We start from the raw sequence: 16706 nt of genomic DNA on the forward strand, positions 1-16706 counted from the left end.
TGATGCCGCTTGAATGATTTTGTGTATTCTACGTTCTCACGCATTGGCAAGGGGGGAGAGCCTCGCCGTGGACAGAGCATCTAAGTGCTCTTTATTTATTACACAGAGTAAAATAATTCAGTCTGTATTTGTTTGACGGCTATCACAATTCAGTTGTGAATGGCCGCAAAATACGCACATTCCGATAAAATGAGTTTCTGAATGTGTCTAACTGGTTATTCACCGCCCATTTTGTGGCGGTGAACTTTACTCGCTTTAGTTATTAATTACGAGCTTTAAAAAAAGTCAGTTAACGGACTGATTGCAGGCGAGAAGCATCGATGTGAAACAGGCGGGCAAAGTTATCAGTGGTTGCCTGCGCCAGTTCTTCCACGGCAACACCTTTCACTACGGCCATATACTCCGCAACGTCACGCGTCATGGCAGGTTGGTTCTCTTTTCCACGATGCGGCACCGGCGCAAGGTACGGAGAATCCGTCTCAACTAACAAACGATCCAGAGGAACATAACGGGCAGCATCACGCAGTTGGTCAGCATTACGGAACGTGACGATGCCGGAAAACGAGATATAAAAGCCGAGATCCAGCAATTTGCCCGCCGTTTCTCTGTCCTCTGTAAAACAGTGTAGTACGCCGCCGCAATCCGTCACCTTTTCTTCGCGCAGAATTGATAATGTATCGGCTCGGGCATCACGGGTATGCACGATAACCGGTTTCTGTAACTCGCGGCCAATCTGAATATGGTGGATGAAAGATTCCTGCTGGCGCACCTTCGTTTCCGGCGTGTAAAAATAATCCAGCCCGGTTTCGCCCATCGCTACCACACCGTCTTCGGCGGCAAAACGACGCAGGTCTTCAACATCATAAGTTTCATCCTGATTTAACGGATGCACACCGCAGGAGAAAACCACGTTGTCACGTTGGCCAACCAGTTCACGCATACTGCGGTATCCCGGCAGGGTGGTCGCGACGGCAAGACAAAATTTCACATCGCGTGCGGCCGCTTTCGCCAACACGTCATCCACGTCCTTATGCAGAGATTGATAATCCAGGCCATCAAGATGGCAGTGTGAGTCGACTAAAAACATAATGTCTCTCTCAAAGATGAGGAACAGGCAGTACGGTGCCTGGTTGCAGGTAATGCTCAATACGGAGAATAAGATCGGTTAATACCAGTTCACGGTTTATGCCCGTCACGTTCAGCAACTGCTGACGACAATGACAAACATCACCGAGTATCGCCTGTATCTGGGCGACGGATAACCGCTCGGCGATAGAAGAGATGAGATCCTGAGCATCAGGATTGGTTAAATGGGAAATCCCATAAGAACGCTTTAGGGCATCCGTCAACAGCGTGGCCAGCCAGTGTAAACGAGCGGCAGCCTGATCGTGGTTGAGCGCCGCTAACAGGATATACCAGTCGCCTGATTGCAGGGTGTTCGCCAGCGCGGCGAGGAAATCTGTGCGGTGCGTCCAGCTTTCAGCCTGTAGCAACGTTAATGCCGCGCCAGGTGACCCCGCACTCAGACGTAATGCGCTCAACAATGCTTCCGGTGACGCCGTCACTTCACGGGTAAGCCAGGAGATAGCGTATGACTCTGCCGGTGGTGCAAGGTGATGTAATCGACAGCGGCTACGCAGTGTGGCCAATAAACGCGCAGGTTCGCGACTGGCGAGGAAGAACCAGGTCTGCGCCGGAGGCTCTTCCAGCGTTTTCAGTAACGCATTAGCGGCGGCATCGGTTAACTGGGCGGCATCCGGGATCCACACCACTTTCGCCCCGCCCAGGCGTGAATGCTCGTACAGTTTCTCACTGACTTCGCGTACCGCGTCAACGCCCAGCGTGCTTTTGCCTTTTTCCGGCAGCAGCGAATAGTAGTCCGGATGGGTCCCCGCCTGCATCAGCTGACAGCCGCGGCAGTGTCCGCAGCTTTTATGTCCTTCCGGCTGCTGACACATTAAATAGCGACTGAGCGCGTAAATCAGCGCATCGTCGCCCATGCCGGGTAACGCCTGAATCAGTAACGCATGGTGACCACGACCCGTCTGGTAGCTCGCTACCAGTTTTTCAAAATCAGGTCGTAACCATGGGTACCATTTCATGCGCCCTGCTCCTTCACCCACTGAGTAATGGTATTGCGAATATCAGCCATCACTGCCTCCAGCGGCTGCGTAGCGTCAATAGTACGAATGCTGGCGTCTTTGGCAGCCAGTTCAAGATAGCGCGCTCGGGTACGATTAAAGAAATCGAAAGATTCCTGTTCAATACGGTCCAGTTCGCCACGCGCACGCGCACGCTTCAATCCGACTTCTGGAGTGACATCCAGATAGAGCGTCAGGTCCGGACGAAAATCTCCGAGTACCGCATCACGCAGCGTTGCCAGCATGTTTTGATCGATACCGCGGCCACCGCCCTGATACGCCTGGGTCGACAGGTCGTGACGATCGCCAATGACCCATGCGCCTCTCGCCAGCGCAGGTTTAATAACGGTTTCGACCAACTGTACGCGCGCGGCGTAAAACATCAGGACTTCGGCTTTGTCGGTAATGACCTCGTCGCCTACCGACTTAATGTCCAGCACCAGACTTCTTAGTTTCTCAGCGAGCTGCGTTCCACCAGGCTCGCGGGTAAAAACCATGTCACGAATACCGAGTTGCTCAAGTGTCTCTACCACCACATTACGCGCAGTGGTTTTTCCGGCGCCTTCCAGGCCCTCGATGACGATATAGTTACTGCCCATTTTTTTCCTTAAGCACTTTCAGGTAATCCTGTACTGACCGGTTATGGCTGACAAGATTGGTGTTAAATGTGTGGCCGCCTTTACCATCTGCCACGAAATAGAGATACGGCGTTTTTGCCGGATGTGCGGCAGCCTGCAACGAGGCCTCTCCCGGCATGGCAATCGGGCCAGGCGGCAGCCCGGTGATGGTGTAGGTGTTATAGGCGGTTGGCGTTTCTAAATCCACACGCGACAATTTGCCATTATACCGTGTCCCCATGCCGTAAATCACCGTCGGATCGGTTTGTAAACGCATGCCAATACGTAAGCGGTTAATAAAGACCGAGGCCACCTGGTCGCGCTCGCTGGCAACCGCAGTTTCTTTTTCAATAATCGAGGCCATTGTCACTAGCTGATTTTTATCCTGATAAGGCAAGCCATCAGCGCGCCCTTCCCAGACGGTATCCACCGCTTTAACCATCTTTTGATGCGCACGTTTTAGCAGTGCTACGTCGGTCGTATTGGCGGTATACATCCAGGTATCGGGCCAGAACCAGCCTTCCACCCACTGCGGGTTTTCCAGCTTCAGCGCCTGAGCGACAGTCTCGTAGTTATCGTCGCTCAGCGTATGTTTGATATAGGGCGCATCGCGCAGTTGTTTGAGGTAATCACTCAGGCGCATCCCTTCCACCAGACGTAACGGGAACTGGGCCTCTTTACCGCTTTCCAGCAATAGCAGCATTTCTCGCACCGTCATGTCGGGCGTCAGGCGATAGGTACCCGCCTTAAAATGCGACAGGTCAGGCTCCACACGCAGCAGCCACTGGAAGACACGCGGACGATTGATAACCTTATCCGCATACAGCTGTTCACCGAGGGCCAGGCGGCCTGTACCCGCTTTCAGCGTAAAAATGGTCTCTTCTTTAATCAATAACTTACTGTCCGCCAGATGGCGAACTTTCCACATGCCTACGCCCGCGGCAATGCCCAGCACAACCAGCAATAACAGGACAACGAGTAACAGTTTTTTCATGACTAATTCGGGTGCTCACAAAGTGGGGCTAAAAAATCGAATAACAAACGTGAAGACAACATCGTGTCGCCACAGGTACGCACGGGAATAACCGGCATTAATGCGTTACAGACGACGATTTCATCGGCTTGCATAATCTCCTCCAACCCGGCATACACTTCGACAAGACTGAACGGTGATTGTGCCAGCATACGGATACAGAATTGTCGCATAATGCCGTTCACTCCGGCCTGATCCAACCGGGGAGTGTAAACCACATTACCTTTACGCCAGAACAAATTAGCCGCACAGCATTCCGTAACCCATCCCTCGCTGTCAAGAACCAGCGCTTCATCGGCATCCGTCTGCTCAAGATGAGAGCGAATCAATACCTGCTCCAGGCGATTCAGATGCTTAAGTCCTGCAAGCATAGGGTTACGCCCCAGACGCACTGGGCTTAACGCCAGCGTAATCCCTTCATGGCGCCAACGATCGTAATGTTCGGGCCAGGCTGAAACAGAGAGAATACGGGTGGCGTTGTGACAATTTGCGCCGCTGTATCCCCGACCGCCGCTACCGCGGCTAATAATGACTTTCAATACGCCACGCGCGTGTCCTTGAGCCAGCATTTTCATTTCATCTTGCAGTTCTGACCACTGTTCAAAAGCGATCAGCAACTTTTGGCAAGCGTCTTGTAAACGCGCAAGATGCGCTGCAAAGAGGCAAATTTCGCCGTCGATAATTCGCGCGGTAGTAAAACAACCATCGCCAAATTGGGTCGCTCGATCGCTTACGGCCAGCAGATTTTGCTCGCAGCCATTAATTAAGAACATGGAGGCTCCTTATATCTGGTCCGCTAGTTTGGCAGGATGAGTAACACACGACAAGGGCGAAAAACCGAATAAAAAAAGGCCCGACAAGCGGACCTTTTCAGTTTTATTTCGATGCTAACGCATCACCTGACGAGACTTAAATCTTTTTAAAGATCAAAGAACCGTTGGTACCACCGAAGCCGAAGGAGTTACACAGAGTATATTCCAAACCACTCACCTGACGCGCTTCGTGAGGAACGAAGTCCAGGTCGCAACCTTCATCCGGGTTATCCAGGTTGATGGTTGGCGGAATAGCCTGGTCGCGCAGCGCCAGGATAGAGAAAATAGACTCTACCGCGCCCGCAGCACCTAACAGGTGACCGGTCATGGATTTGGTTGAGCTTACCATCACACGGCTCGCCGCATCGCCAAAGACAGATTTCACTGCCTGGGTTTCAGCTTTATCGCCTGCAGGCGTAGACGTACCATGCGCGTTGACATAGCCGATCTGACCCGCTTCGATAGCCGCATCGCGTAGTGCGTTGACCATTGCCAGCGCAGCGCCTGCACCGTTTTCCGGTGGTGACGTCATGTGGTAAGCATCGCTGCTCATGCCAAAACCAACGACTTCAGCATAGATTTTCGCGCCGCGCGCTTTCGCATGCTCGTACTCTTCCAGTACCACCATGCCTGCGCCGTCGCCCAGCACAAAGCCATCACGCTCTTTATCCCACGGGCGGCTTGCCGCTTGCGGGTTATCATTACGCGTAGACAGCGCGCGTGCCGCGCCAAAACCACCCACGCCAAGCGGTGTACTGGCTTTTTCAGCACCACCCGCAACCATCGCGTCTGCATCACCGTATGCAATGATACGTGCGGCATGACCGATATTATGTACGCCTGAAGTACAGGCGGTCGCGATGGAGATGCTTGGCCCTTGCAGGCCGTACATGATGGTCAGGTGACCTGCCACCATGTTAACAATCGTCGACGGAACGAAGAACGGGCTGATCTTACGCGGTCCACCGTTTACCAAAGAGGTATGGTTTTCTTCGATCAGACCGAGACCGCCAATACCGGAGCCAATAGCGGCGCCAATACGGTGAGCGTTCTCTTCCGTAATTTCGAGGCCAGAATCCTGCATGGCCTGAACGCCAGCGACAATTCCATATTGAATGAAGGCATCCATCTTGCGCTGTTCTTTGCGCGAGATAATGTCTTCACAGTTAAAATCCTTTACTAAGCCAGCAAATTTCGTTGCATAGGCGCTAGTATCGAAATGGTCGATCAGGCTGATGCCACTCTGACCGGCAAGGAGAGCTTTCCAGGTAGACTCTACGGTATTGCCGACAGGAGACAACATGCCCAGTCCGGTCACAACTACACGACGCTTAGACACGGTTGTCCTCCAGGGAGGGAAAATAATTCAAGTGGGATAAAAAGATAAAACTCAGGCGGTCGAATGACCGCCTGGAGATGTTCACTTACGCCTGGTGGCCGTTGATGTAATCAATGGCAGCCTGAACGGTAGTGATTTTCTCAGCTTCTTCGTCCGGAATCTCAGTATCAAACTCTTCTTCCAGAGCCATTACCAGCTCAACGGTGTCAAGAGAATCTGCGCCCAGGTCTTCAACGAAGGAAGCATTGTTGGTAACTTCTTCCTGCTTAACGCCCAGCTGTTCGCCGATAATTTTCTTAACGCGTTCTTCGATAGTGCTCATACTCTTAAATTTCCTATCAAAACTCGCTTTCGCGATGGTTTTCGTAGTGTATAAAATGTTGAAAAATTTGCAACTAAATCCCGGCAGGTCTTACCACGATTTTACGTTATTTTGAGGCCATTCCCCCTAATAACGCAAATATTTTTCAATCGTGGTTAAACCATGTACATCCCGCCGTTGACGTGCAAAGTCTCACCTGTGATGTAACTTGCTTCGTCAGAAGCTAAAAATGCAACCGCACTGGCGATTTCCTGAGCGCCACCAAGGCGACCCGCAGGAACCTGTGCCAGTATACCCGCACGCTGATCATCAGACAGCGCACGCGTCATGTCCGTTTCAATAAAGCCCGGAGCAACAACGTTTACAGTAATACCACGGGACGCAACTTCGCGCGCCAGTGATTTACTGAAGCCGATCAGACCTGCTTTCGCCGCAGCGTAGTTAGCCTGACCCGCATTTCCCATGGTACCAACCACAGAACCGATAGTGATAATACGCCCATGACGCTTTTTCATCATAGCTCGCATTACCGCTTTTGACAGACGGAAAACAGATGACAGGTTGGTTTCGATAATATCGTTCCACTCGTCATCTTTCATGCGCATTAACAGGTTATCACGAGTAATCCCGGCATTATTGACCAGAATATCGACTTCACCAAATTCTGCGCGAATATTTTCCAGAACAGATTCGATAGATGCCGGATCGGTCACATTCAACATCAGACCTTTACCATTTGCACCTAAGTAATCGCTAATGGCCTGCGCACCACTTTCACTGGTTGCAGTACCGATAACTTTCGCGCCACGGGCAACGAGTGTTTCTGCAATTGCGCGGCCAATTCCACGGCTTGCACCGGTTACCAGCGCGATTTTTCCTTCAAAATTCATGGGCTTCCTCTTTTATTGCTCTAGCGCCGCAGACAGCGCTGCCGGCTCATTCAGTGCCGAAGCGGTCAGGGTGTCAACAATACGTTTCGTCAAACCGGTGAGAACTTTACCTGGCCCCACTTCATACAGGTGCTCTACGCCCTGAGATGCCATAAACTCAACGGTTTTGGTCCACTGAACCGGGCTGTACAGTTGACGAACCAGCGCATCGCGAATCGCGTCTGCGGTAGTTTCACACTTCACGTCGACGTTGTTCACAACTGGAACAGTCGGCGCGTTGAAAGTGATTTTTTGCAATTCAACGGCCAGTTTCTCAGCGGCAGGCTTCATCAGCGCGCAGTGAGAAGGCACGCTGACCGGCAACGGCAGCGCACGCTTGGCGCCAGCGGCTTTACAAGCAGCACCTGCACGTTCTACGGCTTCTTTATGCCCGGCGATAACCACCTGACCCGGCGAGTTGAAGTTAACCGGAGAAACGACCTGCCCTTCAGCAGACTCTTCACACGCTTTAGCGATAGAGGCATCGTCCAGACCAATAATCGCAGACATGCCGCCAGTACCTTCCGGTACGGCTTCCTGCATGAATTTGCCGCGCAGTTCAACCAGACGGACGGCATCGGCAAAATCAATTACGCCCGCACATACCAGCGCAGAGTATTCGCCCAGGCTGTGACCTGCCATCAGCGCAGGTGTTTTACCACCCTGCTGTTGCCATACGCGATACAGCGCGACAGATGCAGCCAATAGCGCTGGCTGCGTCTGCCAGGTTTTATTCAGTTCTTCTGCCGGACCTTGCTGAGTCAGCGCCCACAGATCATAGCCCAGCGCAGCTGATGCTTCAGCAAAAGTTTCTTCAACAATTGGGTAGCTTGCTGCCATTTCAGACAACATCCCAACGGTCTGGGAACCCTGCCCCGGAAACACAAATGCAAATTGCGTCATGTTAAAATCCTTATACTAGAAACGAACCAGCGCGGAGCCCCAGGTGAATCCACCCCCGAAGGCTTCAAGCAATATCAACTGCCCGGCTTTGATACGCCCGTCGCGGACGGCTTCGTCCAGTGCGCACGGTACGGAAGCCGCGGACGTATTGCCATGTCTGTCCAGTGTAACGACGACATTATCCATCGACATGCCCAGCTTTTTCGCTGTCGCGCTGATAATGCGCAGGTTTGCCTGATGCGGCACCAGCCAGTCCAGCGCAGAACGGTCGAGATTATTGGCTTCCAGCGTTTCGTCAACGATGTGGGCAAGCTCGGTCACCGCGACTTTAAATACTTCGTTACCCGCCATCGTCAGGTGGATCGGGTTATCCGGATTTACGCGATCGGCGTTAGGCAGCGTCAACAACTCACCATAACGACCATCAGCATGCAGATGCGTGGAGAGAATACCCGGCTCTTCGGATGCGCTCAGTACCACCGCGCCCGCGCCGTCACCAAAGATAATGATCGTTCCACGATCGGTTGGATCACAAGTACGAGCAAGAACATCAGATCCAACGACCAGAGCATGCTTCACTGCGCCAGACTTAACGTACTGATCGGCAACGCTAAGGGCATAGGTAAAACCGGCGCAAGCGGCCGCAACGTCAAACGCCGGACAGCCTTTGATCCCCAGCATACTTTGGATCTGGCATGCCGCGCTTGGAAATGCGTGTGTGGATGATGTGGTGGCAACCACAATCAGACCAATTTCTTCTTTGTCGATGCCCGCCATTTCCAGCGCACGGTTTGCGGCGGCAAAGCCCATCGTCGCAACTGTTTCATTTGGCGCTGCAATGTGGCGTTCACGGATACCTGTACGAGTGACGATCCACTCATCAGATGTCTCGACCATTTTTTCCAAATCGGCGTTAGTACGCACTTGTTCAGGCAGATAGCTGCCGGTACCAATAATCTTCGTATACATGTACGCTCAGTCACTTTTTGGTTATATACCGCCACGAGCAAAACGCTGGTACGCTGACAGCTTTCACAAACGCGCTATTATCTGTGCGGTCGTGAGTTTGCGCTTTCGCCACCGTCCAGCAGTTCGAATCCAGCTGGGTATACAGATTCCAGGCGAGCGGCAATTCGCTGAGGAACTTGTCGCTGCACCGCCTGCACTGCCTGTTCAATCGCGACCTCAAATGCTCGCTGATTAGCCGCACCATGACTCTTAATCACCGTGCCGCGCAATCCTAACAGACAGGCGCCATTATACTGGTCGGGGTTGAGGTGACTAAATCGCCTTGTCAGGCTTTTTTGTAACCAACGTTTTAATAAAAGCAGCCACCACGACCGTTTTTTGCCCTCACCCTGAGATTTCAGCAGTGAAAGGAACATTCTGACAACACCTTCCATCGTCTTTAATGTGACATTACCTGTAAAGCCGTCACAGACCAGTACATCAGTTTTGCCAGTCAGTAACTCATTGGCTTCAAGATAGCCTATATAGTTAATGGAAGGGATTGTTTTTAGCACCGCAGAAGCATCCCGAATACTGTCGAGACCTTTAGTTTCTTCTTCGCCGATGTTGAGCAACGCAACGCGAGGATTAGCAATCCCAACGACTTCTTCTGCCAGCACGGAACCCATAACGGCAAATTGCACCAACATCGTGCTATCACAATCCACGTTGGCGCCTAAATCCAGCACCACCGTTTTACCCTTTTGCTGATGCGGTAACACCGTCACCAACGCAGGACGCTCAATACCCTCAAGGGGTTTGAGCAATAACTTCGCAAGTCCCATTAGCGCGCCGGTATTACCAGCACTCACACAGGCTTGCGCTCGACCTTCTTTCACGAGCTCCAGGGCAACACGCATTGAGCTTCCACGACTGGCGCGAATAGCCTGCGAGGGCCGGGCATCACTGGCAATAACTGACTGAGCAGGGACAATCTGCAGACGTGAACGTTGTTCGAAGTCAGCTTTGGCAAGTAATGGCGTGATTGTATCGGGATCCCCGACTAAAAGAAGTGTGAGTTGCGAATTAGAATTCAGTGCCTGCAATGCTGCAGGCACTGTCACGGTAGGGCCAAAATCTCCCCCCATGACATCTAACGCCAGGGTTAGATGTGTCAAGGTATCGTCGCTGCCCGGTTAGGTGTTTCCCCAGTTACCCGGGGAAAGCCTCACTAAGCTTCATCACGCGTGCGCTCTCTGTCTTTCTCACCGAAGCGGGAAATCCATTGAGTCATGCGTGATTACTTAGCGATTACCTTACGGCCACGGTAGAAACCGTCGGCAGTGATGTGGTGACGCAGGTGTTGTTCACCAGAAGTTTTGTCTACAGACAGGCTGGTGACTGCGGTCAGAGCGTCATGAGAACGACGCATGCCACGTTTGGAACGGGTTGGTTTATTCTGTTGTACGGCCATGGACCTTACTCCTCAATTACTTACGCTTTAAGCTGGCTAATACGGCAAATGGGTTTGGTTTTTGCGCTTCATCAGGCAATTCGCCAAAGACCATGTCCGCCTCGGACACTTCACAGTGTTCAGAATCATGCACCGGAACTACCGGCAAGGAGAGGATAATCTCATCTTCAACCATTGCAAGCAGATCGATTTCACCGAATTCGTTAACCTCAATCGGCTCATACGCTTCCGGGAGTGCTTCAGCCTGTTCGTCAGAACGGACAGGACTAAAACAATATGTTGTGTGAACATGAAGTGGGAACGGTTTCCCGCAACGCTGACATTCGAGCGTAACCGACACTTTCGCATCACCGGTTATCACGGCAAGGCGCTGGTTATCGATAGCGAACGACATGGAGCATTCCACATCACTGTCCACACTGACCACAGAATCGGCGACGCGCTCAACCAGATCAGAAGTATAGATACCTTCATAATCGAGGCGTTTTTGAGCCGTACGAACCGGATCAAGAGTCAGGGGTAATTTTACCTTTTGCATAGGGCGCGCATATTAACTTTGTAACGTCATATAGTCAAAGAAAAAGGCAGCCTGAGGTTGCCTTTTGCCAATAATTCGCACACATTGCGGGTCATCGACTTAAAATCGCTCAAGACAAGCCAATACAGCCAGCTTGTAGGACGAAGTCCATAGTTTAAAATGGCTCTCATCAATACGCTATATGCGAGGGAAAAATATGCCTCAACTTATACTTGCCTCGACCTCTCCCTGGCGTCGCGCTTTACTTGAAAAACTGGCAATTCCGTTTGAATGCGCGGCTCCTGAGGTGGATGAAACACCGTTACCCGGCGAAGCGCCACGCCATTTAGTCTCGCGACTGGCGCAACAAAAAGCGCAATCTCTCGCCCAACGTTATCCAGCGCATCTGATTATTGGCTCCGATCAAATTTGTGTTCTTGATGGTGAAATAACCGGCAAACCATTAAAAGAAGAAAATGCGCGCCAACAATTACTCAAAGCCCGTGGCAATATTGTGACGTTTTACACCGGACTGGCGCTTTATAATTCAGCCACCGGACATTTACAAACTGAGGTCGAGCCGTTCGACGTTCATTTTCGGCATTTAAGCGAAACGGAAATTGATGATTACCTGCGCAAAGAACGCCCGCTACATTGTGCCGGCAGTTTTAAAAGTGAGGGGTTAGGCATTGCTCTCTTTGAGCGTCTCGAGGGTCGCGACCCCAATACGCTGATCGGCCTGCCGCTGATCGCATTGTGTCAAATGCTGCGCCGGGAAGAGATGAACCCGCTGAACGCCTAGTTAATCCACCTGATGGCGACGCGATGCGTCTTATCAGGCCTACGCCGCATGACGCGATTGCAGGCCTGATAAGCAACGCGCATCAGGCTTTGCTACGTAACACCTCAAGGCAGCGCTTCAACTGTTTATCCATTGGCGCTTCAACACGCATCACTTCGCCCGTCCCCGGATGGGTGAATTTCAACGCCGCGGCATGAAGGAACAGCCTGTTCAGTCCGGTATCCGCGAGTTGTTTATCGAACTCACGGTCGCCATAGCGATCGTCAAAGGCTATCGGATGCCCGGCATATTGGGTATGCACACGGATCTGGTGCGTGCGCCCTGTGACCGGGCTACAGCGCACAAGCGTGGCAAACGCATAGCGCTCTTCCACCTTAAAGCGTGTTTCCGACGGTTTGCCTTCCTGATTCACCCGCACGATACGCTCGCCGCTTTGCAAAATGTTCTTCAGCAGCGGCGCCTGCACGGTTTTGACATGCGACTGCCACTGGCCTCTCACCAGCGCCAGGTAGTCTTTTTGCATCCCTTTTTCACGCAGCTGTTCATGTAACGAACGTAAGGCTGAGCGTTTTTTAGCAACCAGCAGCACACCGGAGGTATCGCGGTCCAGGCGATGCACCAGTTCGAGGAAACGCGCTTCCGGACGTAACGCGCGTAAACCTTCAATAACACCGAAGCTTAATCCGCTTCCGCCATGTACGGCCGTTCCTGAAGGTTTGTTAAGCACCAGAATATGATCATCTTCATATAAAATGACATCAGTCAGCGCCGCAACCTTCTGCAGATTTGGGGAAATAGTCTCTTCTTCACGTTCAGCGACACGCACAGGTGGAATACGCACAATGTCCCCATCTTCGAGTTTGTACTCGGGTTTAATGCGCTTTTTATTCACCCGCACTTCGCCTTTACGCAAAATGCGATAAATCATACTTTTCGGCACACCCTTAAGTTGAGTGCGTAAAAAGTTGTCGATGCGTTGCCCTGCTTCGTCGGCAGTGATAGCAACTGTTTTTACGGCTGGAGTCTCTGTTTTCATGGGGGCCGATTTTAAATAGCCATCAAGATTCGCGCCACACATTTTTCTATGCTTATATTAACTGCTATACCCTATTACTTAAGTTTGACATAACCGATTTGGTGGTTATTAAACCAATCACTACGCGGAAGTGAAAAAACTGTGAGTAACCGGGTGATAAATGGCAAAAGTCATCTTGCTATAACAAGGTTAGCAGTGGAATAATGAGGTTGTCTCCGTGTTGAATCTTGTTAAAACAAGACCTTTTCCGGAATGACCCAATTTTGCCCGACCGATCATCAACGCAGCAATGGCGTAAGACGTATTGATCTTTCAGGCAGTTAGCGGGCTGCGGGTTGCAGTCCTTACCGGTAATAAGGAAGCTTTTCTGGAGAGTAACACCCAGACTGTTCCCCTGATAATTGCGCTGTGTTTCCGTATGAAATACAGGCAACCGACACTCTGCGCCTCTTTGAGCTGACGATAACCGTGAGGTTGGCGACGCGAATAGACACGAGGCCATCGGTTCACACCCGGAAAGGCATTACTCTGCCCGCAGCTTAGTCGTCAATGTAAGAATAATGAGTAAGTTACGATGAAAAGAATGTTAATTAACGCGACTCAGCAGGAAGAGTTGCGTGTCGCCCTTGTAGATGGGCAACGTCTGTACGATCTGGATATCGAAAGTCCCGGACACGAACAGAAAAAAGCCAACATCTATAAAGGTAAAATTACCCGTATTGAACCGAGTCTGGAAGCTGCTTTTGTTGATTACGGCGCTGAACGTCACGGTTTCCTTCCGTTAAAAGAAATTGCCCGCGAATACTTCCCCGCTAACTACAACTCCCATGGTCGTCCCAACATTAAAGATGTGTTGCGTGAAGGTCAGGAAGTCATTGTTCAGATCGATAAAGAAGAACGCGGCAATAAAGGCGCTGCGCTGACCACCTTTATCAGCCTGGCGGGTAGTTATCTGGTTCTGATGCCGAACAACCCGCGCGCGGGCGGCATCTCCCGTCGTATTGAAGGCGACGACCGCACCGAATTAAAAGAAGCGCTTGCAAGCCTGGAACTGCCTGATGGTATGGGGCTTATTGTGCGTACCGCAGGTGTCGGCAAATCCGCCGAAGCGCTGCAATGGGACCTGAGCTTCCGCCTGAAACACTGGGAAGCCATTCAAAAAGCCGCCGACAGCCGCCCTGCTCCGTTCCTGATTCACCAGGAAAGCAACGTCATCGTCCGCGCATTCCGTGACTATTTACGTCAGGATATTGGCGAAATCCTCATTGATAACCCGAAAGTCATGGAGATGGCGCGTCAGCACATCGCCGCGCTGGGTCGTCCGGATTTCAGCAGCAAAATCAAACTGTACACCGGTGAAATCCCGCTGTTCAGCCACTATCAAATTGAATCTCAGATTGAGTCCGCGTTCCAGCGCGAAGTGCGTCTGCCGTCCGGCGGCTCCATCGTCATCGACAGCACTGAAGCCCTTACCGCTATCGATATCAACTCCGCCCGCGCGACCCGCGGCGGCGACATCGAAGAAACCGCATTCAACACCAACCTGGAAGCAGCCGATGAAATTGCACGTCAGCTGCGTCTGCGCGACCTCGGCGGCCTGATTGTCATCGACTTTATCGATATGACGCCGGTTCGCCACCAGCGTGCGGTTGAAAACCGCCTGCGTGAAGCCGTGCGTCAGGACCGAGCGCGTATTCAGATCAGCCATATTTCTCGCTTCGGCCTGCTGGAGATGTCCCGCCAGCGTCTGAGCCCGTCGCTGGGTGAGTCCAGCCATCACGTCTGCCCGCGCTGCTCCGGCACCGGTACCGTGCGTGATAACGAATCTCTGTCGCTGTCTATTCTGCGTCTGATTGAAGAAGAAGCGCTGAAAGAGAATACCCAGGAAGTTCACGCTATCGTTCCTGTGCCAATTGCCTCTTATCTGCTCAACGAAAAGCGTACTGCGGTCAACGCTATTGAGACGCGTCAGAATGGCGTGCGCTGTGTAATCGTGCCAAACGATCAGATGGAAACCCCGCACTATTCCGTGCTGCGCGTCCGCAAAGGCGAAGAAACGCCAACCCTGAGCTACTTGCTGCCGAAGCTGCACGAAGAAGCAATGGAACTGCCGTCAGAACAAGAGTATGTCGAGCGTAAACAGCCAGAGCAACCGGCACTCGCGACCTTTGCTATGCCAGACGTGCCGCCAGCACCAACCGTGCAAGAACCCGCTGTTAAAGCCGCTGCGCCTAAAGCTGCTGCCGCCACCGCAGCAACAGCCTCTCAGCCTGGTTTGATTAGCCGTTTCTTCAGCGCACTGAAGTCTATCTTCGGCGGTAACGAAGAAGCGAAGCCGGTTGAACAACCTGCACCGAAAGCTGAAGAGAAGACGGAACGTCAGCAGGACCGCCGTAAACCACGTCAAAATAATCGTCGCGATCGTAACGATCGTCGTGATAACCGCGATAACCGTGGCGATCGTGACAACCGTAACGAACGTGCGGAAAACGGCGAAAACCGCGATGACAATCGTCGTAACCGTCGTCAGGCACAGCAGCAAAATGCGGAAGCGCGCGATAATCGCCAGCAATCCAGTGATGTCGCTGACAAAGCGAAATCAGGTGATGAGCAGCAGACCCCGCGTCGCGAGCGCAACCGTCGCCGCAACGATGACAAGCGTCAGGCGCAGCAGGAAGTTAAAGAGCTGAACCTGGCTGAACAACAAGCGCAGGATACCGAGCAGGAAGAGCGCGTACGTCAGCCTCAGACCCGTCGTAAACAGCGTCAGTTGAACCAGAAAGTGCGTTATACAGACAGCACGGCGGTTGAAGCCGAAGTGGCAACTACCGCTGCGGCAGCTGAGGTCGTTGTCGCTCAAGCCGTTGAGCAGTCCGTACCGACTCCGCGTACCGAACTGGCGAAAGTTGATCTGCCAGCCGTTGTCGCACCTGAGCAGGAAGACAACAGCGAAGCGCGTGACTCCAACGGTATGCCACGTCGTTCCCGCCGTTCCCCTCGCCATCTGCGCGTAAGTGGACAGCGTCGTCGTCGTTATCGTGACGAGCGTTATCCGACTCAGTCGCCAATGCCGCTGACCGTCGCCTGTGCTTCTCCTGAATTGGCGTCCGGTAAAGTATGGATCAGCTACCCTGTCGTTCGTTCGCAGGATCAGCAGGTTGAAGAACAACGCGAGCAGGAAATTCACCAGGAGCAAACTGCTTCTGTCGCAGTAGAGCCTCAGGTTGCTGCGGCTGCCGTTGAGCACATTGCGGACACTCCTGCGCCGGTTGAAGCCGTGCAGCCAGAGGAAGTTGTAGCGGAACCTCAGATTGCCGTTGTTGAAACCACGCATCCGGAAGTCATTGCGACCCCGGTTGAAGAACAACCGCAAATTATCGCTGAATCTGACGCACCTGTAGCTGAAGAGATCGCCGCTGAAGCTCAACCGGTCGCTGAAACCCCGGCTGAAGAGCCTGCGGAAATCGTTGTCTCCCGGCCGGAGGTGGTTGAAGAAGTCGCACAAGTCGCGCAAGCAGCACCTGTTGTGGAAGAAGTCGCTGCGCCGCAGGAAGTTGTTGCTGCGCCGGTTGTAGAAGCTGAAGTCGTTAAGTCTGACGTTGTCGCAACAAGCGTTGACGCCGAGCACCTTCACAGCCATGCGACTGCGCCGATGACCCGCGCTCCCGCGCCGGATTATGTGCCAGAAGCGCCGCGTCATAGCGACTGGCAGCGCCCGCCATTCACCTTTGAAGGCAAAGGCGCCGCCGGTGGACACAGCGCCACGCATCAGGCCACTGCGCCGGCAACACGCCCGCAGCCGGTTGAATAAGTCATAATCAACATCAAAGCCG

At 52.5% G+C, this 16706-nt stretch carries 16 protein-coding genes; 2 read left to right on the plus strand and 14 right to left on the minus strand.

Translation table 11 applies throughout. From position 1 onward, the window contains the following. Positions 1–289 precede the first annotated feature (289 nt). From AC534G_RS15355 to yceD, 13 genes are all read right to left on the minus strand, one after another. A complete protein-coding gene (locus AC534G_RS15355; protein WP_038639768.1) occupies positions 290–1087 on the minus strand; it encodes a metal-dependent hydrolase in 798 nt (265 codons plus the stop codon). A 10-nt stretch (positions 1088–1097) separates the two neighbouring features. Beyond that, complete coding sequence (holB, locus tag AC534G_RS15360) at positions 1098–2102, minus strand: DNA polymerase III subunit delta' (RefSeq protein WP_110498357.1); 1005 nt, start codon at positions 2100–2102, stop codon at positions 1098–1100. Further along, entirely contained in the window at positions 2099–2740 is a 642-nt protein-coding gene (gene tmk / locus AC534G_RS15365; protein WP_038639762.1) for a dTMP kinase, read from the minus strand. The genes holB and tmk overlap by 4 nt, the downstream gene beginning before the upstream one ends. Further along, entirely contained in the window at positions 2730–3752 is a 1023-nt protein-coding gene (yceG, locus tag AC534G_RS15370) for a cell division protein YceG (protein ID WP_038639759.1), read from the minus strand. Before yceG ends, tmk begins: the two co-directional genes overlap by 11 nt. A gap of 2 nt (positions 3753–3754) precedes the next feature. After that, positions 3755–4564, minus strand: a complete 810-nt coding sequence (gene pabC / locus AC534G_RS15375) for an aminodeoxychorismate lyase (RefSeq protein ID WP_069323326.1) — start codon at positions 4562–4564, stop codon at positions 3755–3757. Positions 4565–4700: 136 nt separating this feature from the next. Further along, on the minus strand, positions 4701–5942 hold the full coding sequence (gene fabF, locus AC534G_RS15380) for a beta-ketoacyl-ACP synthase II (RefSeq protein WP_038639753.1): 1242 nt from the start codon (positions 5940–5942) through the stop codon (positions 4701–4703). A gap of 85 nt (positions 5943–6027) precedes the next feature. Next, complete coding sequence (gene acpP / locus AC534G_RS15385) at positions 6028–6264, minus strand: acyl carrier protein (RefSeq protein WP_000103754.1); 237 nt, start codon at positions 6262–6264, stop codon at positions 6028–6030. A gap of 155 nt (positions 6265–6419) precedes the next feature. Continuing rightward, complete coding sequence (gene fabG, locus AC534G_RS15390) at positions 6420–7154, minus strand: 3-oxoacyl-ACP reductase FabG (RefSeq protein WP_006685074.1); 735 nt, start codon at positions 7152–7154, stop codon at positions 6420–6422. A 12-nt stretch (positions 7155–7166) separates the two neighbouring features. After that, positions 7167–8096 carry an ACP S-malonyltransferase gene (gene fabD, locus AC534G_RS15395; protein WP_087857783.1) on the minus strand — a complete coding sequence of 310 codons (930 nt, stop codon included), beginning with the start codon at positions 8094–8096 and terminating at the stop codon, positions 7167–7169. 15 nt (positions 8097–8111) lie between these two features. Next, on the minus strand, positions 8112–9065 hold the full coding sequence (locus tag AC534G_RS15400; RefSeq protein WP_006685075.1) for a beta-ketoacyl-ACP synthase III: 954 nt from the start codon (positions 9063–9065) through the stop codon (positions 8112–8114). Between the two features lie 77 nt (positions 9066–9142). Continuing rightward, on the minus strand, positions 9143–10222 hold the full coding sequence (plsX, locus tag AC534G_RS15405; protein WP_074458481.1) for a phosphate acyltransferase PlsX: 1080 nt from the start codon (positions 10220–10222) through the stop codon (positions 9143–9145). A gap of 122 nt (positions 10223–10344) precedes the next feature. Next, complete coding sequence (gene rpmF / locus AC534G_RS15410) at positions 10345–10518, minus strand: 50S ribosomal protein L32 (RefSeq protein WP_003036242.1); 174 nt, start codon at positions 10516–10518, stop codon at positions 10345–10347. 16 nt (positions 10519–10534) lie between these two features. Continuing rightward, a complete protein-coding gene (gene yceD, locus AC534G_RS15415; protein ID WP_003036239.1) occupies positions 10535–11056 on the minus strand; it encodes a 23S rRNA accumulation protein YceD in 522 nt (173 codons plus the stop codon). Between the two features lie 196 nt (positions 11057–11252). Here yceD and AC534G_RS15420 point away from each other — a divergent pair, with 196 nt between their 5' ends. After that, positions 11253–11837 carry a Maf family protein gene (locus AC534G_RS15420; protein ID WP_110498359.1) on the plus strand — a complete coding sequence of 195 codons (585 nt, stop codon included), beginning with the start codon at positions 11253–11255 and terminating at the stop codon, positions 11835–11837. 82 nt (positions 11838–11919) lie between these two features. Here AC534G_RS15420 and rluC read toward each other — a convergent pair whose 3' ends face one another. Further along, positions 11920–12873: a 23S rRNA pseudouridine(955/2504/2580) synthase RluC gene (gene rluC, locus AC534G_RS15425; RefSeq protein WP_167371252.1), complete on the minus strand. Its 954-nt coding sequence runs from the start codon at positions 12871–12873 to the stop codon at positions 11920–11922. Between the two features lie 574 nt (positions 12874–13447). On the opposite strand from rluC, the gene rne reads away from it, so the two are divergent. Next, the gene (gene rne, locus AC534G_RS15430) at positions 13448–16684 is read left to right on the plus strand and encodes a ribonuclease E (protein ID WP_110498361.1); all 3237 of its coding nucleotides are present in this window, start codon (positions 13448–13450) and stop codon (positions 16682–16684) included. Positions 16685–16706: the final 22 nt, after the last annotated feature.

It is taken from the genome of Citrobacter sp. CRE-46, from assembly GCF_059615875.1.

What these genes read in the sequence shown, in the direction of transcription:
- rne (WP_110498361.1), top strand. Translation starts at nt 13,448, where the DNA reads ATGAAAAGAATGTTAATTAACGCGACTCAGCAGGAAGAGTTGCGTGTC.
- tmk (WP_038639762.1), bottom strand. Translation starts at nt 2,740, where the DNA reads ATGGGCAGTAACTATATCGTCATCGAGGGCCTGGAAGGCGCCGGAAAA.
- holB (WP_110498357.1), bottom strand. Translation starts at nt 2,102, where the DNA reads ATGAAATGGTACCCATGGTTACGACCTGATTTTGAAAAACTGGTAGCG.
- AC534G_RS15355 (WP_038639768.1), bottom strand. Translation starts at nt 1,087, where the DNA reads ATGTTTTTAGTCGACTCACACTGCCATCTTGATGGCCTGGATTATCAA.
- yceG (WP_038639759.1), bottom strand. Translation starts at nt 3,752, where the DNA reads ATGAAAAAACTGTTACTCGTTGTCCTGTTATTGCTGGTTGTGCTGGGC.
- fabD (WP_087857783.1), bottom strand. Translation starts at nt 8,096, where the DNA reads ATGACGCAATTTGCATTTGTGTTTCCGGGGCAGGGTTCCCAGACCGTT.
- yceD (WP_003036239.1), bottom strand. Translation starts at nt 11,056, where the DNA reads ATGCAAAAGGTAAAATTACCCCTGACTCTTGATCCGGTTCGTACGGCT.
- rpmF (WP_003036242.1), bottom strand. Translation starts at nt 10,518, where the DNA reads ATGGCCGTACAACAGAATAAACCAACCCGTTCCAAACGTGGCATGCGT.
- acpP (WP_000103754.1), bottom strand. Translation starts at nt 6,264, where the DNA reads ATGAGCACTATCGAAGAACGCGTTAAGAAAATTATCGGCGAACAGCTG.
- AC534G_RS15400 (WP_006685075.1), bottom strand. Translation starts at nt 9,065, where the DNA reads ATGTATACGAAGATTATTGGTACCGGCAGCTATCTGCCTGAACAAGTG.
- AC534G_RS15420 (WP_110498359.1), top strand. Translation starts at nt 11,253, where the DNA reads ATGCCTCAACTTATACTTGCCTCGACCTCTCCCTGGCGTCGCGCTTTA.
- fabG (WP_006685074.1), bottom strand. Translation starts at nt 7,154, where the DNA reads ATGAATTTTGAAGGAAAAATCGCGCTGGTAACCGGTGCAAGCCGTGGA.
- rluC (WP_167371252.1), bottom strand. Translation starts at nt 12,873, where the DNA reads ATGAAAACAGAGACTCCAGCCGTAAAAACAGTTGCTATCACTGCCGAC.
- pabC (WP_069323326.1), bottom strand. Translation starts at nt 4,564, where the DNA reads ATGTTCTTAATTAATGGCTGCGAGCAAAATCTGCTGGCCGTAAGCGAT.